This window comes from uncultured Rossellomorea sp., from assembly GCF_947488365.1.
GTDB lineage: Bacteria > Bacillota > Bacilli > Bacillales > Bacillaceae_B > Rossellomorea.
In genome coordinates this window covers 49,565-70,315 of the sequence record NZ_CANKZT010000001.1, presented here as the reverse complement: position 1 = coordinate 70,315, position 20,751 = coordinate 49,565, and the positions used below count along the sequence as shown (strand labels likewise).

General features: G+C 40.1%; 18 protein-coding genes. 7 read left to right on the top strand and 11 right to left on the bottom strand.

Annotated elements, in window-relative coordinates; genetic code table 11:
* Window positions 1-78: 78 nt before the first annotated feature.
* Window positions 79-4,146: a S8 family serine peptidase gene (locus Q1B03_RS00370; protein ID WP_299736956.1), complete on the bottom strand. Its 4,068-nt coding sequence runs from the start codon at window positions 4,144-4,146 to the stop codon at window positions 79-81.
* Window positions 4,147-4,404: 258 nt separating this feature from the next.
* On the opposite strand from Q1B03_RS00370, the gene Q1B03_RS00365 reads away from it, so the two are divergent.
* Window positions 4,405-5,649, top strand: a complete 1,245-nt coding sequence (locus Q1B03_RS00365; protein ID WP_299736954.1) for a helix-turn-helix domain-containing protein — start codon at window positions 4,405-4,407, stop codon at window positions 5,647-5,649.
* 108 nt (window positions 5,650-5,757) lie between these two features.
* On the opposite strand, the gene Q1B03_RS00360 is transcribed toward Q1B03_RS00365, so the two are convergent.
* Window positions 5,758-5,910, bottom strand: a complete 153-nt coding sequence (locus Q1B03_RS00360; protein WP_299736952.1) for a hypothetical protein — start codon at window positions 5,908-5,910, stop codon at window positions 5,758-5,760.
* A gap of 80 nt (window positions 5,911-5,990) precedes the next feature.
* Window positions 5,991-6,542, bottom strand: a complete 552-nt coding sequence (locus Q1B03_RS00355; RefSeq protein WP_299736950.1) for a 2'-5' RNA ligase family protein — start codon at window positions 6,540-6,542, stop codon at window positions 5,991-5,993.
* Window positions 6,543-6,808: 266 nt separating this feature from the next.
* Here Q1B03_RS00355 and guaC point away from each other — a divergent pair, with 266 nt between their 5' ends.
* The 4 genes from guaC (at window position 6,809) to Q1B03_RS00335 (ending at window position 8,896) form a co-directional block, all read left to right on the top strand.
* Window positions 6,809-7,792, top strand: coding sequence for a GMP reductase (gene guaC, locus Q1B03_RS00350; RefSeq protein WP_299736948.1), 984 nt, complete (start codon window positions 6,809-6,811; stop codon window positions 7,790-7,792).
* A 240-nt stretch (window positions 7,793-8,032) separates the two neighbouring features.
* Entirely contained in the window at window positions 8,033-8,326 is a 294-nt protein-coding gene (locus Q1B03_RS00345) for a hypothetical protein (protein ID WP_299736946.1), read from the top strand.
* Window positions 8,327-8,453: 127 nt separating this feature from the next.
* Window positions 8,454-8,648 (top strand): hypothetical protein, encoded by a 195-nt coding sequence (locus Q1B03_RS00340; protein WP_299736944.1) that lies wholly within the window; start codon window positions 8,454-8,456, stop codon window positions 8,646-8,648.
* A gap of 56 nt (window positions 8,649-8,704) precedes the next feature.
* Window positions 8,705-8,896, top strand: a complete 192-nt coding sequence (locus Q1B03_RS00335) for a twin-arginine translocase TatA/TatE family subunit (RefSeq protein WP_299736943.1) — start codon at window positions 8,705-8,707, stop codon at window positions 8,894-8,896.
* A 126-nt stretch (window positions 8,897-9,022) separates the two neighbouring features.
* On the opposite strand, the gene Q1B03_RS00330 is transcribed toward Q1B03_RS00335, so the two are convergent.
* Window positions 9,023-12,100: a GNAT family N-acetyltransferase gene (locus tag Q1B03_RS00330; protein ID WP_299736941.1), complete on the bottom strand. Its 3,078-nt coding sequence runs from the start codon at window positions 12,098-12,100 to the stop codon at window positions 9,023-9,025.
* Window positions 12,101-12,417: 317 nt separating this feature from the next.
* Here Q1B03_RS00330 and Q1B03_RS00325 point away from each other — a divergent pair, with 317 nt between their 5' ends.
* Window positions 12,418-12,717: a DUF3889 domain-containing protein gene (locus Q1B03_RS00325; RefSeq protein ID WP_299739536.1), complete on the top strand. Its 300-nt coding sequence runs from the start codon at window positions 12,418-12,420 to the stop codon at window positions 12,715-12,717.
* Between the two features lie 60 nt (window positions 12,718-12,777).
* Here the strand turns inward: Q1B03_RS00325 and Q1B03_RS00320 are convergent, their stop codons facing one another.
* The 4 genes from Q1B03_RS00320 to Q1B03_RS00305 form a co-directional block, all read right to left on the bottom strand.
* The gene (locus tag Q1B03_RS00320) at window positions 12,778-15,195 is read right to left on the bottom strand and encodes a heavy metal translocating P-type ATPase (RefSeq protein ID WP_299736939.1); all 2,418 of its coding nucleotides are present in this window, start codon (window positions 15,193-15,195) and stop codon (window positions 12,778-12,780) included.
* Between the two features lie 73 nt (window positions 15,196-15,268).
* A complete protein-coding gene (gene copZ / locus Q1B03_RS00315) occupies window positions 15,269-15,475 on the bottom strand; it encodes a copper chaperone CopZ (RefSeq protein WP_299736938.1) in 207 nt (68 codons plus the stop codon).
* 14 nt (window positions 15,476-15,489) lie between these two features.
* Entirely contained in the window at window positions 15,490-15,801 is a 312-nt protein-coding gene (locus Q1B03_RS00310; RefSeq protein WP_299739534.1) for a metal-sensitive transcriptional regulator, read from the bottom strand.
* A gap of 406 nt (window positions 15,802-16,207) precedes the next feature.
* Entirely contained in the window at window positions 16,208-16,732 is a 525-nt protein-coding gene (locus Q1B03_RS00305; protein ID WP_299736936.1) for a helix-turn-helix domain-containing protein, read from the bottom strand.
* A gap of 341 nt (window positions 16,733-17,073) precedes the next feature.
* Between Q1B03_RS00305 and Q1B03_RS00300 the strand changes: the two genes are divergently transcribed.
* A complete protein-coding gene (locus Q1B03_RS00300; protein WP_299736934.1) occupies window positions 17,074-17,898 on the top strand; it encodes an STAS domain-containing protein in 825 nt (274 codons plus the stop codon).
* Between the two features lie 95 nt (window positions 17,899-17,993).
* Here the strand turns inward: Q1B03_RS00300 and Q1B03_RS00295 are convergent, their stop codons facing one another.
* Genes Q1B03_RS00295 through Q1B03_RS00285 form a run of 3 tightly spaced genes read right to left on the bottom strand, consistent with a single transcriptional unit; the run spans window position 17,994 to window position 20,730 of the window.
* Window positions 17,994-18,791 carry a serine hydrolase gene (locus tag Q1B03_RS00295; RefSeq protein ID WP_299736932.1) on the bottom strand — a complete coding sequence of 266 codons (798 nt, stop codon included), beginning with the start codon at window positions 18,789-18,791 and terminating at the stop codon, window positions 17,994-17,996.
* A 14-nt stretch (window positions 18,792-18,805) separates the two neighbouring features.
* Window positions 18,806-19,810: an ABC transporter ATP-binding protein gene (locus tag Q1B03_RS00290; RefSeq protein ID WP_299736930.1), complete on the bottom strand. Its 1,005-nt coding sequence runs from the start codon at window positions 19,808-19,810 to the stop codon at window positions 18,806-18,808.
* Window positions 19,807-20,730 carry a C40 family peptidase gene (locus tag Q1B03_RS00285; RefSeq protein ID WP_299736928.1) on the bottom strand — a complete coding sequence of 308 codons (924 nt, stop codon included), beginning with the start codon at window positions 20,728-20,730 and terminating at the stop codon, window positions 19,807-19,809. The genes Q1B03_RS00290 and Q1B03_RS00285 overlap by 4 nt, the downstream gene beginning before the upstream one ends.
* Between the last annotated feature and the right edge of the window lie 21 nt (window positions 20,731-20,751).

Here is a 20,751-nt window from a genome sequence, read left to right as displayed (position 1 = left end):
GGTGTTTACTTCAGGCAGTGCATATGATAACTTCTTCATTTCGTACACCCCCTACCAACTTACAATAAGGTAAATGGATTAAAGTCCTAATTCTTTTTTTATGGATTCCAATGTCTTTCCATTCCAAGAATCGGTAGGTGCTGGTGGATTCGTTGCGTCTTCGTTTTGCTGCAAATAGTTCTTCTCCACAAATCTCAAGTCTTTTTCATTCACTACTGTGTCAAAATTGATATCTGCCGCACGGTCATCAGTACCCCAGGCTTCCTGGATCGCAATAGCGTCATGGATGTCGATTACATGGTCTTGGTTTACATCCCCGCCTACTAAACTTATGCCGATTGTTTCTGATTTACCGTATAATGTCCCTTTGTATTCAAACCCAAATGCTTTATCTAATTTTGTAATAAAATGTCCTGGAACATTTACTTCAAATGTATAGGCATCATTACTTAACGGTAGAGGCTCAATTTCAAAACGTGCATTCCCATTAAACAAGTCGGAAGCATCAAGTTCATACCCAGAAGGATTTGTTACCTTAATTGAAGCCCCTACTTTTGCCCAGTCTCTGTATCCAGCAAAACCTCCACTTTCAACAAGATACCCTTCTGGTATCAAGTTTCCTTGAACACGGTTAAATCTAGGTTTTAGATTGTAGCGATTACCGGCACTGAGTAAGGTCTGCTCTTCATTGTTTGCATTAATGATCTTAGCTGTAGGTTTGATGTATCCAATGGGATAGAATAATTCGTCTTGGACTTTCACTTTTACATCTACCACTTCTGTTTGGTCAAATGCTTTATTTTCATCGAATTTCACTTTTACTTGATTTCCATCCACTTCAATAGATGCATAAGCCTCTACTTCATTTGTTAAGGCAGCTTCAACAAGATATACATGTTGTATTCCTGAATTATCAAACGACCAGGTCGCTTCTTTCACCCCATCAAGATTATCTAACACGAGTGAAGCAGTTAAAATATCTCCTGATCTCGCAGTTTCTACATTGTGTTTTGCATACGTAACAGGAGTACCTTCTTTCACGAAGAAGTATTCCTTCCATTTCGCCTGATTCCCAGCGTCGTCATAACCAATCAGATTAAATGAAAGGGATTTGGTTTTTTCGTTCATCTCTACTTCTTCATTCCATTTCCCATTCTCATCCATATAGATAGGACCGTTAGGGAATGGGGCTCCATAGGTGTAAACCGCGAAATTGGACGATTGATCGATGTCTATCCCTGCATATTGCATGTCCTCAACGTTAGAGTCTGTCACTTCCATTTCAAAAGGCACAGTCTTTTGTCCAGGCTTGTATTCGATGAAAGGAGATTCACTGTCGAGTGAACTTTTCACTTCAGGTGCTTCAATATCAATGAACAAATCATGGGTGATAGTCTTCTGTTTTCCAGTTGGTAAGGTTGAAACGAATTTCAGTTTGTAATGACCTGGTTCGGCAATACTCGTTTCGGATGCAACGGGATCCTTCTTATTTCCGGTGAATTTGTAGTAGTAACCGTTAAAGGCTTGTAAGAAATAATCACGGTTGTCTTCTGCTCCATTCAAATTCAGGGTTCCGATCAAGCCCAGGTCCTCTCCAGATTTACCATCTTGCAGGATGACATCCAACGTGTCAACTGGTGAGCTTAAATTGAATAACACCAATGCCGTCGTCGTTCTGTATTGATCATATGCATGATTATAATGTGATGGCGTAATTGCTGGTGTAAGTAAATCCAGTGAGTTGAATCCTTCCTCTGATTTTTTCACGCTGAAAGGAACCCGGTAGCTTTCACTAGAATCATTGCTGTTGGAAATGACTAAGTATCCTTCATAAATACCTTTTTTTGCTGTCTTCGGCATTGTAAGGAATACATTTGATTTCTTTGACTTCCCGGCATTGACCTTAATTGATTTGTCAACATTGACCTGTACGCCGTTTTCTTTCAGACTATTGGTTCCTTCTTGAACATTTTCTACAATCTCTACGTTGTATGTTTTTTTCTCACTACTTTCGTTTGTAAATTCGAGTGCCTTTTTTACCCGAATGTGAGATCCCTCTGATACGATCTGGTTATCAAAGCTTAAGCCGCCGGTTTGTTCCTTGATTGTGATGAGGTTTTCTCCATTTGGAAGCAATGTTTCATCATTTACTTGGATTTTCGTTTGACTGCGAAGTGCTTGATAAGGATCTATTCTACCCGCCCCGACTTCAAACACACTGTAATCTTCGTTTAATGGATCAGCGGTATTCATAAGAATTGTTTTGATATCTGACGGTTCAAGGTCAGGATTCTCTCCCAGAAGTAATGCAGCCACACCAGCGGCAAAAGGGGACGCCATTGAAGTTCCATTCAATCTTGCATAAGCATATTTATAGTCTTCCGGATTCTCTGGATTCACCATATAGGAAGGGAAGGTAGATAGAACACTTACGCCCGGTGCTACGATTTCCGGTTTCATATCATAGTTTTTATTAACAGGACCTCTTGAACTGAAATCAGCTAACTTGTCCCCTTCTGAGAAAGATTCTTCTAAGTTGCTAAATGTGAAAGTGGTTGCTCCATTCAAGATTGCTTCCTTCAGCTCTTCCCCGGCTTTCTTGGTCATGGAGAAAGCAGGAATAAAGTGAGTAGATTCGCCTAGATTATAGCCGACGTGACCTTCCACATTGTTGTACATGATGACCGCTTCTGCCCCATTTTCTTTGGCAAACTTCACTTTGTCAATTAAAGCAAAATCTCCCCGTTGTACGAATGCTACCTTTCCGTCGACATCTTTATTTTCATAGTCTTGCACATTACCCAAGCCTACATCGACTAATTCAAGAGACTTATCTTCTAAACTGGCAAATTGGTGAGCAAATCCTCTTGCCATGCTGATGATATCCGTGGACCAACCATCTGATAGTTCTCCTGTAAAAGTGGTTTGTGAAACCGGTACATCACTTGCCCCAACGGTTAATGCCAGTGCTGCTGTACCAGGTGATCCAAGCGTGAAATCATTGGATCCTGAATTCCCTGCAGACACAACAGCGGTTACACCATTAAGAACTGCATAATTTAATGCCGTACTAGTCGGATAATATGGATCGTTTATGCTTGCTCCAAGAGATAGATTGATAACATCCATGCCATCTTCTACTGACTTTTCAATACCGGCGATAACTCCTTCTGACGATCCACTTCCGTATGGACCAAGTACACGATAAGCATATAAATCAGCATCTGGAGCAACTCCCTCTACAGACACTTCACTATCATTCTCATTTTGCCCTACAATAGTCCCTGATACATGTGTACCGTGTGAAGTGTAATAAGGAGTACCTACTTGACTAAATTCTGGTTGATTGGATTTCTTCCAATCCTCATAAGTTGCCTCCATTGGATCGCTATCATTATCGACAAAGTCATATCCACCTTTATAAACGTCCTTCAAATCAGGGTGATTGTAGTCCACACCTGTATCAAGAACCCCAACTTTTATTCCTTCACCTGTGATTCCTTCTTTGTGCAGTTTGTCTACATTTAAATAGTTAATGCTTTCCACAGATGTGGTGATGTTTTGATCAACATCAGCTGGTAGGACTTCTTTAACTGGATCTACTGTAAACGTTTGGTTTTTATATACGGCTTTAACGGATTTTGAGTGAAGGAGCTGTTCTACCTGATTGGCTGGTAGTTTGATAGCAACTCCGTTATAAGCCGTTTTATAGGTTTGTGTGATTTTTGGTAATGGCTTTTTTTCTTTTTTATTTGAGCTTGATAGGTGTTTTTCTACGTCTTCTTTAAACACTTTGTGCTCTTGATCTACTTTTGCTTTAGCATCTTCTTTCTTTAAGGTCTTTCCTTTTATTGCAGCTTCTAATACCGCTACATTAACAGGTTTTGAACGGAATTCAACGATGACTGCAATCTCTTCTTCAGAAGTCAGTTCGGTTTCATTGAATCCTTGAAGACCCTCTAAGTTATTTAATTCCAATTGTTTCAAAGCGCGTCTTTGTTCTTCTGTTAAGGAAGATAACATGTCTTCTGATTTCCAGTCCGTTGCATTTACGATTGGTGTTGAGAGGGTGTTGACCGGGGATAAAAGTAATCCAGTGGAAAGGGCAATTACTGCAGAGCGTTTAGCAATTGAGTTTGCATTCATTATTCCTACCTCTTTCTTTTCTCTGTTGATTTTTAGTAGTATTCGAAATAGTAGTACAATTCCATTTTAGTATTCTTTCAGTTCGGAAGCTATTGGGGTTTTGTGTGAGTCTTTTTAACTAATAATAATCACAATATATAATTATAAAGATCTATTTATCGTCGTTATTTTAAAGAAAAAGTGGTAAATACATAATTTTTAATTGGGGTTATGATAATATTGGGTGAATTGGAACGATTGCAAAAAGGGGATGAGATCATGCTTGAAGGTAAAATTATCAAGTTCTATCGCGAACATCAACAGGTCAAACAGAAGGATTTGGGAGAAGGGATTTGCTCTACTACCCATATCAGTAAAATAGAACGAGGACTTACTGAGGTCTCAAAGGAAACAATCCAATTATTAAGTGAACGATTAGGTATTGATATGGAAAAGGAATTAGAGAATTATAAGAGTATCGATTCCCTCCTGAAAGAATGGCACGAATCGATCATTAAGAAGCTGCAGACAAAAGCAGATTCCATAAAGACACGACTCGATGGGATTCATTTATTGCAAATCCAGGATTTCTATCGGACGTATACCTTGATTCTCGCTCGGTATCATTTATTTTCCGGGGAAAATCAGCTTGCCAAACGTCTCGTTGAGGAAATGGAGACGTGGTCAGGACTTAGTCCATATGAACATAATATGTTGCTGCATATAAAAGGCATTTATCTAATGAGGGTAAACCACGATTTCTTCAAAGCCATTTCAGTGCTTAAGGAAATTCGCCTGGATGACTATTCTAACCGCGAATGCTTTTACGATTTAGCGGTTGCCTATCATTCCATTCATTCAAATGTACTAGCGTACTTTTATGCAAATAAGGCATTGCAATTCTTTGTAGAGAAGCGCAGTTTCTCCAGGATGATCGAGTCAGAGATGCTGATGCTGCTTCAACTTGAACAATCCGATGATTCCAACGTGGAAAACAAAGAATACCAACGATTAATCGACATGGCTGAAGACTACGAACTCGAACACCAGAGGGCCCTTCTTCATCATAACTACGCCTATCACCAGCTCAGAAAAGGCGATTTCAAGTCAGCCGGCGAATACTACAAAAAATCCGTCAACACCCGTAAACCCCAAGACCCCAACTACCTTGGCTCACTTGAAGGATACATTAATGCCCTTACCAAAGAGGGACGGACCTCGAAAGATGAGTTACTGCAATACATAGAAGAAGGTTTAGCTTTGGCCCGAAAAGGTAGCAACAATACGTTCTATCACTTCTTTACTTTACACAAATTGAATGTTAATGAAGACATAAAAGGGTATTATAAATATTTGGAAGAAAAAGCCTATCCCCACTTTCAGGAAATGGGCTACGTCCTCCCTATGGAGCATTACGGCGTATTACTGTTTGATTATTATATGGAAAAGGGAGATGAGGGGAAAGCAAACTTCTATGCCAAGGGCCTGATGGAGAAGTTCCGAAAGAATAATCAATTTGTATAATCCCATATAAAACGCAAAGGAAAGGCCTCTCCTTTGCGTTTTTAATTGTTTATTTTGTTGTTATTTGATTCAAGGAGGGTGCTTATTCCAAAGCAAGCCCCGCACATTCTACAACTTGTCTTGATCTACTAATTTCTTAAGAACATCTCTCAGCTCTTGGATAGTCGCATTCATTTGTTTCTGTTGTTTTCCGATTGTGAAGATCTCTATGCTACATGCGATGAATAAAAGGAAAAAAATAATATTGATAAGTTCCATCATTGGTGTTCCTCCTGGAAGAATCGTTCTCCGCCAGGTTACCATAATCAACCAAAAAACGCCACTGCAAATAATGATTCATTTTATTCCAGTAGTGACTTTGAATAAACAATCGGAGCCTCTATGCAATCCTTGGAATCATCGATGAGTTCAATTAAGGCAATTCCTGTTATTTTCCCTTCAATGGAGTCTCCTCTTTCTAAACAATGCTTGAAGCCCTGAGATAATTTTTCCGGTGAAAGCTTATTGGCTAAAGTGCAGTGTGGGATCCAGTTGTCAGGAAGATAGAGTGGATTAGCGGTTTCATTGAATTGGTGAAAGAAATCATGATGATCCGTATGAAAGTTAAGTAGTTCTCTTGTGATGGTCGGGGAGAAAAATAGAGTTCCGAAGTTTAGGAATGACCCTACGGTGTTGAGGGTGATATCGATTGGTTTTTTATGCTCATAATACTCCTCTAATGCGTTTATGTATGTTTGTTTATCTAATTCTTTATAACTCCCTATCGTAATGTGGGGCCGTGCATCGTTGATTTCTTCCTCATAGTAAGAAATATTTTTAACGGTCAGTTCCTTCCATATTTCTTGTATCAACTCTTCAGTCTTTTCATCGAATAGAGCGATTACCCAGTACATAGCTTAACCACCTTTACTGTTATACAGATTTGTTCATAAGCCCTTCTTCTTTATACTGTAACATAGTCTCTCTTTCAGTGTGTTTTTAAACTCTTATTTGCAAACGCTTAAATACTTGTTGAATCAATACCTGTGCCAAAATCCAAAGCCTTTTCACTTAAAATGATAAAAATCTTTGACATTGATAAGAAAATGATGTAAATTACCTTATGGACGAACATTTATAAAACAACCAAACTTTAATATTCGTGTTTAGGGGTGTAATAATGGAAAATGTGTTTGATTACGAAGATATTCAATTAATTCCTGCAAAATGCGTGGTGAATAGCCGCTCTGAATGTGATACAAGTGTGACACTGGGTGGACATACGTTCAAATTACCGGTTGTTCCTGCCAATATGCAAACCATTATTGATGAAAAAATCGCTGTATACTTAGCTGAAAATAATTATTTCTATATCATGCATCGCTTTGAGCCTGAAAAACGAATTTCATTTATTAAAGATATGAAGTCCCGTGGTTTGATTTCTTCTATTTCTGTAGGTGTTAAGGATGAAGAGTATGCATTTGTAGAGCAGTTAGCAGAAGAGAAGCTGACACCGGAATTTATTACAATCGATATTGCACATGGTCACTCCAATGCTGTAATCAGCATGATTCAACACATTAAAAAGCACGTACCAGAAAGCTTTGTGATTGCTGGGAACGTAGGTACTCCTGAAGCTGTCAGAGAATTGGAACATGCTGGTGCCGACGCCACAAAAGTGGGAATCGGACCAGGGAAAGTATGTATCACGAAAATCAAAACAGGCTTTGGTACAGGCGGCTGGCAGCTGGCTGCCCTTCGTTGGTGCGCAAAAGCCGCTACAAAACCAATCATCGCTGATGGGGGTATCCGTACCCACGGTGATATTGCAAAATCCATTCGTTTCGGTGCGTCCATGGTGATGATCGGCTCCCTATTCGCAGGTCATGAAGAGTCTCCAGGAGATACAATCGAAAAAGATGGCAAGCTATTCAAAGAATACTTTGGATCAGCTTCAGAGTTCCAAAAAGGCGAAAAGAAAAATGTTGAAGGTAAAAAAATGTTTGTTGAACATAAAGGATCGCTGGAACATACATTGGTCGAAATGGAACAAGATCTTCAATCCTCTATCTCCTATGCTGGCGGTACAAAGCTTGAAGCAATCCGGACAGTAGATTATGTAGTAGTGAAAAATTCAATTTTCAACGGAGACAAAGTATATTAATCTCTTATTAAACATGACTTGGGCCGGATACATTCGTATCCGGCTCTTTTTATTAGGGACGGACCTCTATATCTCTATACTATCCGGATTATCCAAGTTTTTGTCAATTGGAGGTCCGTGCTTCTTACATTCATTTAAGAAGTTATAGACACCGGGGGAAAATAAGCTATAATTAGTTTTAATATTATCTTGGGAGGTGAGGTGACTGTGGTGAGATTTTTATTATTGCTGGTGTTGTGCATGATGTTTGGGACAGTTCCGGTTCAACAACAGAATCAAAGCCCGACTTTGACAAGTATTGATGATGTGGCTACTATTTCTGACCATGTGCATTTAACCGATGCAGATATGATCCTCGACGTGGTCCCTTCCCTGGGCCAGAAACAAGATGGTATGACTTCTAACAAAGCTACAATCCTTCCTACATTACAATTCAGGTTGATCCCTTTATCAGGAAGTGTGTCTAATGCTGCTATCTTCCCAGATTCATTGGGCTTTCTTGAAGTTGTCATGTACCACTCAAATTACCTCTGATTCTTACATTCATAAATAACATTTGGTCATAAACTTTTTTTTCATTATAGTTAAGGGTCTATTTGTATTGCCCAATTATAAAAAAATATTGATCATTGAAAACTAAATAAAAATGAGGTGTATTCAAATGAGAAATTATGAATATCGTAAGGAATCCATTGCTTGTTACATCTTCTGTTCCCTTTTCATACTTAGTTTTGTCGGTACCATATTGGTATCTGCAGAAATGAGCGGAAATAGCATCATCTCATCCGTCCCTCGATTCTCTTGGGATATGATGATTAAGTGGAAAGACATTGTTGAAATATTCGACTTAAAGTAAGCTAAAGCAATGTTGCCTTTCAAATACTACTTCTATAATAAAGTGAGGAAATCAAAATGAACCTAGGCTTCGGTGAAATAGCGATAATCTTGTTCGTTGCACTCCTGTTCTTTGGACCAAGCAAACTTCCACAGCTCGGAAAAGCTGCCGGTATGTCTTTGAGAGAATTTAAACAGGCGGTAAGTGGATTGATGGAGGACGACAAAGACAAAGATCAAGGTGAGAAGAATATTACTCAAGATAAATAATTAACATATAGGGACGGACCTCTAAAAAGCCAAAATCCCCATTCATCGGCGTCTTTTAACTTTTAAAGGTCCGTCCCTGATCCCCAAAAAAACGCGAACCTACTATTTAGTAGGTTCGCGCAGTTGTTAAGTGAATTTGATGTGTTGCAGTGATTTGATGGCTTGTGTAGACTGTGTTTCACCGTAAAATAGGATACTCGGTTCTACAACGATGGTTTCACCCGTTGCTGCAGACCACTTGTTTGTTGACGCAACTAGGAGCACATCTTGGTTCAAATAAGCTTCTGACAGTTTTCTCGTGTTTGAATGAACGAACGTTACAGTTTCTTGATGTTCATCTGATCCAATCGTAACAAAAGGTGTATCTCTCAATACGAATTCCTCTGCTCCTGCATAGTATTTATGAAAAATTCCTTGTGTTGGAAGTTTAACGAAACTGGATGTTAATGTCTCACCGGTCTTGAAGAAAGCCTCCAAATCCAGCAACTCTTCAGTAAACGTCCTTCCCGAATTCTGCTGAATCTCTGCGTATACAGCCAGTACCGGCACTTCTGGAAGTGTTAACGCATATTGACGAAGAACAATCCCCTTCATCTTTTCATGCTCCTTGAATTCTGTTGTCAAACAAATCCCTGCCCACTGATGGCCATGTTGATCCAACTTTGTTACAGATCCTATTGCGGTCTTCTCTTTCAACATTGAATAGGAACTAACGGCTTGGAAAGAGTATCTGATACCTCCCCCCCATGGGTTCCACCACGCCCTTGGACCCGGGATTGGATATTGATGATCCAAGGTTTCATTACCATCAATCGATAATGAATAGATACCAGGATAATATTCAGATGACGCTTTAAACGAAATGACGCCATTATCTACAGACCAGACATCCTCGTTCCCCTCAACCTTTACCTCCCTCTTACCCTTAACGAGTTGCAGAGATTCTACTTTTCCGAAATGACTTTGGGAATGGAATTCCCCAGCTACCCATTTCACTCCTGGTGATGCATGTTCAATCCCAAGATTCAAACGTGTTACTGACTCTGCTTTACTCACTTCTTTCACAAATGTTTCATTTTCTGATTGAATGGTAAATTTACCATGAATATAAGGGGTCAGCATGGAACTGAAAAAATAATCTACCCTTTCACCAACAGACGAAATAACCTCCCCACCGGCTTTTTCTAGAGTATACAAAGGTAGCTCTTTCGTTGCTTCTTCATATCCACCCACCAATTCCCGCCACTTAGACCAGTGGTTAGACGTGTTGATTCCGACCTGGATCGGACCTAAACACATTTCCTCCCGGGGTTGAATCCGGTCGATTTCATATTCCAGAGCCATTCGCCAATCATCTTTTCTTCCAAGGGCTGCTTTCGGCCAAGCAAGCCCGATTGTATCTCCCAAGGAAGAACTTGTGAAAATCCATCGTTCAGTCAAATCCTTGTCTCGAATGTATTCCATAAATGGAACAAGTGACTCATTCCCGACTAAGACTCCATTCCTTTGTGGGATAGCCATTCCTTCAAAGCTTATAAAAACAGGCTGAATGAGGGAAAGATGCTTCCTTTCTTCTCCTCCGGTATTCACCACTTCATGCTTGATTTCCACTAAGCCATCACCGTAAATAGTAAAATACGTATTCAGAAGCATAGACGAAAAGGCATCGGATTCTAAAGTCGTTTTGATCACAAATGCTTCAGGAAGCTCAATATACTCCACAGAGGATGCTTCTTTCTTGGAAAATTCTTCACTGTATGGTTTTCCAAATTTAGGTGTGAAGAACGTTATCGGATCTTGGGTTGAACTCCTAGACCCAATTTTAACGATATGGTTCCGTTTTTCAATCTCAACATAATATGGCCCATTGAACCCTGACCAATGCTCGTCTGTTTCTCCACCAAATTTCGCCCCAAAACCTGGTAGAGCCAATGACAGCCGAGTGGCAAAAGCAGTCACTTCCCCGTTTTTCTGTTCAACCTCTACATTTATTTCTTCTGACAAAAAGCCATTCTTCAAAAGCTGGACCGGAATTGGTATCGAAACTCTCTTATTCCCTTCGATTTTTGCCATCACTTTTGATGTTTCCCAATCCAATACCTTATTTACAGGCAGTTTGATCGTCCAGGTAGTTTCTTCTTTTAATTGGCTTTCTAAGTCGAGATAGAGCATTCCTTTTCCATGGGGTTTCCAATTCTTCTTTACCGTTCTTAACTGAAGCTTCCCCGCTTGTTTAGGAAATATCCCTAGGGTAAGAGGGACTGATTGACCGTCAAATTCAACTGTCACCCCAACAGTCGGGTGCTTCTTCCAAGGACTTGGTTGCCTGGTTGGCATAGTGAGCATTATAGGGAATTGCCCCATCCAATTCTTTTTCACTAAAACGCTCTTATGGAATTCATGCTGTACATGTGAAGATGATACTCCTCTTAGGGAGATTTCAACTGGGTTCTCTTTGCGATTTTCTATATGATACGTCACATAGTGTTCTTTTTTCTCGAGCATCTTGAAGTCAGGAAGCTTCATTTCTAATAATAAATCCTGCGTTTCGATTAAACGAATGCCTCGCCCGGTTCGTTCAAATTGAATACGGACGAACTCATCACCCGCTTCCCATCTGTATTCATAATACGTATGGTCTTTATCTTTCAGGCCGTCTGGTTTGATTTCAATCAGGCGCTGACTGGTTGTATACCAATCATGCTTCTCAAAAAACGACTTCAGCCAGTCAATTTGGAGCACCATCGGGATAAAATTCATTAGATGAACAGTGTCATCGCGATCTTCCCAGAAGAATCCGCATTTTTTATATAGGGGTACCGCTTTTGTATTACCCGCCCACGTAAATAGATCAAGTCTTGGCCATTTTAATTCAACAGTTTTTTCTACTGCTTTCAATACGAGTTGTTTACCGATCTTCAAGCCTTGATAATTGGGGTGCACGTTCAGAAGAGGGATGTAAAGGGCACCTTCATCCTCTCGATATTCAGATAATCCGCAGTAACCGGCCACCTCATCTCCCACCATCGCTATAAATAAATGGAGATTCGTGGAGTTAGCTTCTTTGTCTTTCACGTCTTGTTCCGTTGTGACAACGGAATCCCCACCCCAGTTTTCACGGCTTTCATTCCACATTTTTGCTATCCCTTTTGCTAAACCTTCATGATATTCTACGATTTTCACTTGCTCAAGCGTCGTCTTCATAATGTCCTCCTACGCTAGGTTTTAATATATTTAACCTCATCCTCAGTGATTTTTTGCATTGCATCGACGATTTTAATCATCGTCATCGCCCCCTTTCATTTAGATGGAAAGATTTTCTTCCTCATCCACAGTTTAAGATTTTATGCTGAGTAAGTAAAGAATATTCTAACTAAAAGAAAAATTTCATTTCTTATGTAATTGTAAGTTAAATGGAAAATGCAGAATGCAGAATAATTTCAGCTAGACTAGACAACCTATAAGATAAAAAGAAGGTTATTGTATTGAAAATGAAACTGTATGTGTCAATCGTGCTTTGCATGAATTTTATTGCCAACACGGCAATACTTGACGTGAAACCCGTACACGCTCAACAAGAGATTCCCTCCTATGCTAAATGGGGAAGTCTGGCAGTGAAAAAGACGAAAGAGAAATATCCTGATGCTGCGATCGTCGACTATCTTCATATTGGGAAGGAAAACGGATCAAAGGTATCAACCGAGAAGTTTAAGCTATGGTTAAAACGTGGCGGTAAAGAATTTGGTGTGTTTGTGGACATTCAGTTTGAAACGGATACCGAGAAACTGATTGATATCAAGTTTAGGGAAACAGATCGATAAATAATAGGTTCTGAACATTAAAAGAGATCAAAGGATTCAATCCTTTGATCTCTTTTAAGTTTACAGCTTCACTCTCTGCAATCTCAGGGCATTCAATACAACCGACACTGAACTAAATGCCATTGCAGCTCCGGCAAGCCATGGTGCTAAGAATCCCATTGCGGCAATGGGGATGCCCAGTGAGTTATAAGCCAAGGCCCAGAACAAGTTTTGTTTAATATTACGAATGGTTTTCTTACTCATGAAGATAGCATCGGCAATACTGTGCAAGTCGCCACGGATAAGTGTAATATCGGCAGCTTCCATGGCAACGTCTGTACCTGTACCGATCGCCATTCCGATATCCGCCATGGCAAGTGCAGGAGCATCATTAATTCCATCCCCGACCATCGCGACTTTCTTTCCTTCCTTCTGCAGTTTTTGAACTTCCCTTGCTTTTCCTTCAGGTAATACTTCCGCAATTACATGGTGAATTCCAGCTTCCTTTGCAATTGCTTCAGCGGTTCGCTGATTGTCACCAGTAATCATTATGACTTCTAACTCCATATCCTTTAACCGTTGAATGGCTAGTTTCGAAGTATCTTTTATAGTGTCCGCTACCGCGACAAGGCCCGCATAGTTCCCATTAATAGCAACGAGCATAACCGTCTTCCCTTCTGTTTCAAGAGCTTGTTTTGTTTCTAATACGTAATCGGTGTGAACACCCTCTTGTTCCATCAATTTTGTGGTACCGATGACCACCTCTGTACCTTCTACTTTAGCTTTTACACCATAGCCTGGTATGGCATCAAAATCTTCACTACCTAATAAAGTAATCCCTTTTTCTTTAATGCCTTTAACAATTGAAACAGCAAGTGGATGCTCAGAAGACCGTTCCACCGCTCCAACCAAAGCTAGAAAATCCTCTTCATTAAAACCAGTCTCCACTTTTACATCTGTTAAAACCGGTTCACCATTTGTAACAGTACCCGTTTTGTCGAGTATAACGGTTGTAATTCCATGAGTGGATTCCAAATGTTCTCCGCCTTTAAAGAGAATCCCGAATTCAGCTGAACGCCCGGAACCTGCCATTATCGAAGTCGGGGTCGCTAATCCAAGGGCACATGGACAGGCAATCACAAGTACGGCAATAAGTTTTTCAAGTGCTTCTGCAAAATTACCTGGTTCAACCCAAATGTACCAGACAAGAAATGTAAGGACTGCAATCCCTACAACAATAGGGACAAATATTCCCGATATTGTATCCGCTAACCGTTGAATAGGAGCCTTGGAACCTTGAGCATCCTCCACCACTTTGATAATTTGTGCCAGAGCTGTATCTCTACCTACCTTTGTAGCTTTCATTTTAAGGAATCCGTTTTTATTCATTGTGGCACCGATTAATGTATCACCTATAGATTTATCCACCGGAACGCTTTCTCCTGTAATCATCGATTCATCAAGTGCTGAACGACCTTCGATGACTTCTCCATCTACAGGAACTTTTTCACCTGGTTTGATGAATACAATATCTCCAACTACAACGTCTTCTAGAGGAATTTCGACTTCATTCCCGCCTCTTTCCACCGTTGCTGTTTTCGCTTGAAGGCCCATAAGCTTCTTTATGGCTTCAGAAGAACGACCTTTCGCCTTGGCTTCAAACAATTTTCCGAGAATAATGAGTGTGATTAAAATGGCACTTGTTTCAAAATATAACTCAACCATATGCATTCCGGATCCAATGGACTGATAAGCAAGGAACACACTGTAAAAGTAAGCAGCAGATGTACCAAGTGCAACCAATACATCCATATTGGCACTATTGTTCTTTAATGCTTTATAAGCCCCTGTATAAAACTGTTTCCCGATAATAAATTGTACAGGTGTTGCTAAAGCCATTTGCATCCAAGGGTTCATTAAGATATCCGGTAATGGAATGAATGATGTAAATTCAAAATGACTGACCATTGACCACAATAGGGGCAAAGATAACAATAGTGACCATATGAACTTACGTTTTTGCTTCTGAATCTCTTGAAGTTTATGATCGGTTTGTTCTTCTTGATTTTCATCATTTTTCACTGTTGCACCGTAGCCAATTGAATCAACCTTTTTAATGATTTGATCTGTAGTGATAGTCCCGGGGGCATACTCAATGGTTGCTTTTTCTAAGGCTAAATTAACCGTTGCATGCTGTATACCATCTTGCTTATTCAATACTTTCTCGATTCTTGCAGAACAAGCAGCGCAGGTCATCCCGGTAATATCAAACTCGGTTTTTTCAAGTTGTATGTCATAACCTAAATCCCGAATTCTTTTTTGAAGGTCACTTGGTTTCACTTCTTCTGGATTGTATTTTACCGCTGCTCTCTCCATCGCGAAGTTAACCGATGCGTTTTCTACACCGTCCATTTTATTTAATCCTTTTTCGATTCGATTCGCACAAGCAGCGCAAGTCATTCCTGTTATATCTATACTGGTTTCTTTATGCTGAGCCATTTATCAACCCTCCATACCTATACGGGGTATGCTTTTCTGTAAAAGAAAACCGTGCTGAGAAAGCACAGTATTTTTACACGACATCATATCCCTGATCATCGATTGTTTCTTTAATTTCATTAAGTTTTACTTGTGAATCATCGAATTCAACTTCTACTTTCTTTTCTTCCAAACTTACTTGCACCGATTTCACACCGTCTAATTTAGCAACACTTCCTTCAATTGCTTTAACGCAATGTCCGCAAGACATACCTTCCACTGTTAACGTTTCTTTTTGCATCTGTAACCTCTCCTTTATTTTTTCATAAGTTTTTGGATTGTAATCATAAATTCATCTAATACTTCTGTGTCACCTTCTTGAATTCGGTCGAGAACACATGTCTTCATATGACCTTCTAATAGGATTTTGGCTACGCTGTTAAGGGCAGATTGAGTGGCGGAGATTTGCGTAATAACGTCATCACAATACGTATCGCGCTCAATCAAGCCTTTAATTCCTCTTATTTGACCTTCAATACGATTTAATCGCGTCACAAGGTTTTTCTTAACATTATCAGAGTGATGACTCTTCCGAAATCCTTCGTATGAGCATGTAGCATGCTCCATCACACGCTCTTCTTCTTGAATCACGGATGGGTTAATTTCAGAATCTTTTTCATTCTTTTCAGCGGTCATCTTCCCACCTCCTTACCCACAATATACTATACCCCATTATGGTATGTAAAGGAATATGATTTGATACTTTATTATTGATTTATTCTAGAGGCAACACCCTATCGGAATCCTTCATAACACTGAAAATTCTTCTACACCATGACGTATATATGCTCATAACTATAGAAAACCTCCCGATGTTGAATGCGCTTTAGCTTATAGGTTAAAGTTGGAGAATTCCAGTCTGAAGAGAGAGAGCCAAGAATTTTCACCAAATAAAAAAGCGCGTATCCTCAATGGAATCGACGCCTTTCGTATCTAAATATTATAAATGTTTGTTGATCTCATCTGTTGGGGTCTAGGTATTTATTTCCGTAGAAGCTGTTGCGACACCAATAATGGTGCCCTCTTCGTTTAATAAGGGGTGGGCATACACCTGATAGGATACTGTTCCTGTAGTTAACGAAATCGAGATTACTCGATTGATGGGAGACTTCTTGTCCAGAACCTCCTGTTTCAACCTCATTAATGACCGATTTCCTTCATTATCATTTAGCTCAACGTCTGTTTTTCCTATATGTTCATCTGGAATTAAATCAGGAGTATTGAAGATCCAGGTATAGCGTAATTGAGTATCACAATGAGCGAGCACGACAGGGGCATTCTTTAAGGCAATCGAGAACGGATTTTCCTCAAGATTAAAGCTGGATGCGTGAAAGTCCAACACTTCTCCCAGTTTGACGGTGACCTCACTGCTCGGTTTACGGATCCCGTTCTCGATTTGAGCATAGTAGGATCTTTCAATAAAAGCTTTCGAAGCCACTTCCTGTTGGGTCATCTTCTTCCTTTTTCTTAACTTAATAAGCCAAGTTCTTTTATTCAATCCTCAATACCCCTTTCTGAACCTTAATGGCAGAAAAGCAATGGTTAAACTCTATTAGAGGGTGGCTAAACAGAAACATTCCCAAATGGTTTTATTCGATATAATAGAATGGTAGGAAAGTATTAAAATGACCTACGCTTTTATCTTCATCATGTTGTGAATCTTCTTATTCGTAAAGTGACCTCTTCATAAGAAATCTATACGTCCTCATTTAGTATCATTGCCTATGTACTCCTTATTAAAAAGCATAACATAATATCCAGCGTTTCCTCTATCATTTTCCAAATATATTTACATAATCGTGAAACTCGCAGGTTTGATCATTAGTAGGAGGTTATTATATGTCGATGAACGCAATTCATGACGAAAACAAGTATCTTGAATTCATTAACAACATAGTGGATGAAAAGGCGAAGTTGATTCAAGAAAGAACGAACGAAGACACTTCTTACCCGAATATTGTAAATGTATCTTTGCGGAAATGGAGAGGAGAAATGATTGAGCTCTTGGCCCAGTCTCTGCGTTCTCATGATACTCAAAGATCACTTGAGAGCTGGGCATGTTCATCTGGTACATTATTTAAGCAGTTAGATCTATCCCTTGAGGTAGCGATAGAAGATCTTCACCATTTTCGGGATGAGATCGGGAAAATGATTAAAACAGACGCCATTAAGAGCGAGCTGTCAATTGAATCCTTTTATGAACTTCTTTCTGTTTTTCATTCTGGTGTAGATCGAGCCATATACCGCCTTACGACTGCCTATTCTCACCCCCTTTCTGAAACAATTAGTTCCGAGCTATCGATCCCGATTGTGAAGATGACTGATACGATTGCCATTTTGCCGCTTATAGGAGATATCAACTCAGACCGTGCTAAGGATTTAATGGAAAGATCTCTTTCACAAGGATCGGCATTGGGGCTGAGCTATCTAATTATTGATTTATCAGGGGTATCGGTTGTGGATACAATGGTTGCAGACCAACTCTTCAAAGTGGTAGCGGCACTCAAATTAGCAGGAATTCAAGCCATCTTAACAGGCATCAGACCTGAAATTGCTCAAACAATGGTCAATCTGGGTATCGTCATTAAGCATATTCCGACGTTCGCCAGTCTTCATACGGCGCTTATACATTTACAAAAGACAAAAAGCATCCTGTGGATTTAGGATGCTTTTATTATGGATAATGTTTTTTTCGAGATGGAACGAGATGACATTTAATAACTAAAAAGGATAACGTATTTGACCTGACATTGCTTTTTTTACAAATCAGGTTTAGTTAAATAATCATATAGAAGCTTCCCGATTTCCGCAATTGTGTCCCGCGCAGATTCGTTTTCTCCAAGTTCGTCAATTAATACTGCTATGTAGGCAGTTTTTTCTTCACACCGAACAATGGCACAATCATGTTCAACACCTGGTAACTCACCTGTTTTGTTTGCTATATAGACATTATCCTTATCCATTTTTGCCGGGAGCTTAGTATCAAGTTGCTGCTGATGCAATATATATAGCATTTTTTCCCGGCTTTGCTCACTGAATATTTGCCCCTGATCCAGTATACGTAAGCAAGTGATGATATCAGAAGCAGAGGTGACGTTGTCATAGCCTTGTTTCATTGCTTGAAAATCCATCAGTTTCCGACTAAGCTTAGTGTGTTTTAATGCTATAGAGTTACAAAGGCTATTTATTGCATCTGACCCAAGACGGTCGATAATGAGATTCGTCGCGGTGTTATCCGACACAATGATCATAAGTGTGAGGAGATCTTCTACCGTCAATGAAATATTTTCGGAGAGTGTTTTCAACACTCCTGCCCCTCCCACTCTCTCCTCTTTAGGGACCATTACCGTATCATTTAAATCGATTTTACCTTGCTCTGCCTGCCGAAAGCCTTCAAGTAAGATCGGAACCTTGATTAAGCTTGCAGCAGAATAAGGAGTTTCATTATTGATTTGGATGGAGTGTGATGGCAGGTCAATGGCTACGCTGACCCTGCCCCTGCCCATATTTTTATCTATAGCGCACAGAATTCTTTCCTCTAATAATTTCTCATTCATCCACTATTCACCCTTTACTTTGTGACCGCTACTTCGTCATGATCCTTGGTGATCTCATTGTCATACAGGTGACAAGCTACATAGTGCTTTTCTTCTACTTCCTTCCACTTAGGTTTATAGCTGGCGCACGCTTCCATAGCTACAGGACAACGGGTCCTGAATACACAACCACTTGGTGGATTGATCGGACTGGGGATCTCCCCTTGAATGATCATTCGTTCACGCTCATCCTCTACATCGGGATCAGGAATGGGGATAGCTGAAAGTAAGGCTTGGGTATAAGGGTGAAGAGGCTTTTTATAAAGCTCATTACTCTCTGTTAATTCAACCATATGTCCCAGATACATCACTCCGATACGGTTACTAATATGCTTTACCATGGAAAGATCATGAGCAATGAATAAAAATGTCAGACCCTTTTCCTTTTGAAGCTTTTTCAATAGGTTTACGATTTGAGCTTGAACGGAAACATCCAGAGCAGAAATCGGTTCATCGGCGATAATGAAGTCTGGATTAAGGGCCAGAGCTCTAGCTATGCCAATACGCTGACGCTGTCCGCCACTGAATTCATGTGGATAGCGATTAGCATGATCCCTATTCAGTCCGACATCTTCCAGCAACTGATAAATACGTTCCATCTGTTCTTTTTTATCCCGGTATAAATTGTGTGCCTCCATCGGTTCTGCAATAATTTCACGCACCGTTGAACGGGGGTTAAGAGAAGCGTATGGATCCTGAAAAATCATCTGCATGTTTCGATAAAAGGATAGCTTTTCCTTTTCAGAGAGTGTATGAACGTTCTTCCCGTCATACAGGACTTCTCCTTCTGTCCTGTCATACAATCCGATGATTGTACGGCCTGTAGTCGACTTCCCACAACCCGATTCCCCTACTAATCCGAATGTCTCACCTTTATAAATATCAAATGAAATACGGTCTACTGCCTTTAAGGTTTTACCTTTTTCAAGCTGAAAGTATTTTTTCAATTCCTTTACTTCTAATAGTTTGTGATTCGTCATGATGATTCCTCCGTTTCCTCCCAGTAGCGTCTTGCAATACATAATTCTTTCTCGTAGTAGGTTCCTTTCAGTGAAAGAATTTCAATGGTTTTCCCAGTATTGGGAGAGTGGATCATTTGTCCGTCACCATGATAGATCCCAACGTGATGAATGCTTCCCTTACCTTCTTCATATGCAAAAAATAAGAGATCACCAGGCTCTAATTGATCCAGTTTTACTTCTTTTCCCTCTTTTGCCTGGTCATTTGCATCACGGGGAATCAGATAACCATTTGCCTTGCACATGGTATAGCTGAACCCTGAGCAATCAAACCCATAGCTGGTCATCCCTCCCCATAAATAAGGAAGATGAAGAAAGGCTTCTCCTGAAGTGACGATGTCTTGGCCGCTCCCCTTTTGATCGTTTAGCTTCGTGGATGAGATGAATACATCTTTCTGCTTTACGAAGCGTGTGCCTATCGGAGTGGCCACTTCAATAACGTGATCATGCTCTTTCACAACGGGTAAAACCGTTTGAAAACTGAGTTCCATCTCGATCTCGTTCTTTCCATTGATTAAATCCGTAAATTTGCTTTTGACGATGGCATATGTATCCGTTTGAGGCAGCTCTCCTTGTGAAAGTTGAACACTTGGAACCCAACCGGGGTATCCTCGACTGTCTTTCGATGAGGCTTGGTCTGGAATGATCACATGGGACCAACCGTTACTCTCTTCCATCACCAATACTTCTTGGCCGAATAATGCTTGAGATTGTATACGGTTTTCATCGCACAGAGCCAACCGGGTTTCATGTGTTAAGGAATCTAACCATTCGTTGATTTGAACAGGATTGGAAATGGCTGGTGAATCCAAATCACGGGCTGAATCCTTAGATGTCCATACGGTTGATACGGGTACTGCTATTAGTGCTTTTGTCGTCATATTAATTCCCCCTGGTATTCA

Bases quoted from the DNA above. Each gene is read 5' to 3' on its own strand.
- Q1B03_RS00370 (WP_299736956.1), bottom strand. From the start codon at position 4,146: ATGAATGCAAACTCAATTGCTAAACGCTCTGCAGTAATTGCCCTTTCC.
- Q1B03_RS00365 (WP_299736954.1), top strand. From the start codon at position 4,405: ATGCTTGAAGGTAAAATTATCAAGTTCTATCGCGAACATCAACAGGTC.
- Q1B03_RS00360 (WP_299736952.1), bottom strand. From the start codon at position 5,910: ATGATGGAACTTATCAATATTATTTTTTTCCTTTTATTCATCGCATGT.
- Q1B03_RS00355 (WP_299736950.1), bottom strand. From the start codon at position 6,542: ATGTACTGGGTAATCGCTCTATTCGATGAAAAGACTGAAGAGTTGATA.
- guaC (WP_299736948.1), top strand. From the start codon at position 6,809: ATGGAAAATGTGTTTGATTACGAAGATATTCAATTAATTCCTGCAAAA.
- Q1B03_RS00345 (WP_299736946.1), top strand. From the start codon at position 8,033: ATGATGTTTGGGACAGTTCCGGTTCAACAACAGAATCAAAGCCCGACT.
- Q1B03_RS00340 (WP_299736944.1), top strand. From the start codon at position 8,454: ATGAGAAATTATGAATATCGTAAGGAATCCATTGCTTGTTACATCTTC.
- Q1B03_RS00335 (WP_299736943.1), top strand. From the start codon at position 8,705: ATGAACCTAGGCTTCGGTGAAATAGCGATAATCTTGTTCGTTGCACTC.
- Q1B03_RS00330 (WP_299736941.1), bottom strand. From the start codon at position 12,100: ATGAAGACGACGCTTGAGCAAGTGAAAATCGTAGAATATCATGAAGGT.
- Q1B03_RS00325 (WP_299739536.1), top strand. From the start codon at position 12,418: ATGAATTTTATTGCCAACACGGCAATACTTGACGTGAAACCCGTACAC.
- Q1B03_RS00320 (WP_299736939.1), bottom strand. From the start codon at position 15,195: ATGGCTCAGCATAAAGAAACCAGTATAGATATAACAGGAATGACTTGC.
- copZ (WP_299736938.1), bottom strand. From the start codon at position 15,475: ATGCAAAAAGAAACGTTAACAGTGGAAGGTATGTCTTGCGGACATTGC.
- Q1B03_RS00310 (WP_299739534.1), bottom strand. From the start codon at position 15,801: ATGGAGCATGCTACATGCTCATACGAAGGATTTCGGAAGAGTCATCAC.
- Q1B03_RS00300 (WP_299736934.1), top strand. From the start codon at position 17,074: ATGTCGATGAACGCAATTCATGACGAAAACAAGTATCTTGAATTCATT.
- Q1B03_RS00295 (WP_299736932.1), bottom strand. From the start codon at position 18,791: ATGAATGAGAAATTATTAGAGGAAAGAATTCTGTGCGCTATAGATAAA.
- Q1B03_RS00290 (WP_299736930.1), bottom strand. From the start codon at position 19,810: ATGACGAATCACAAACTATTAGAAGTAAAGGAATTGAAAAAATACTTT.
- Q1B03_RS00285 (WP_299736928.1), bottom strand. From the start codon at position 20,730: ATGACGACAAAAGCACTAATAGCAGTACCCGTATCAACCGTATGGACA.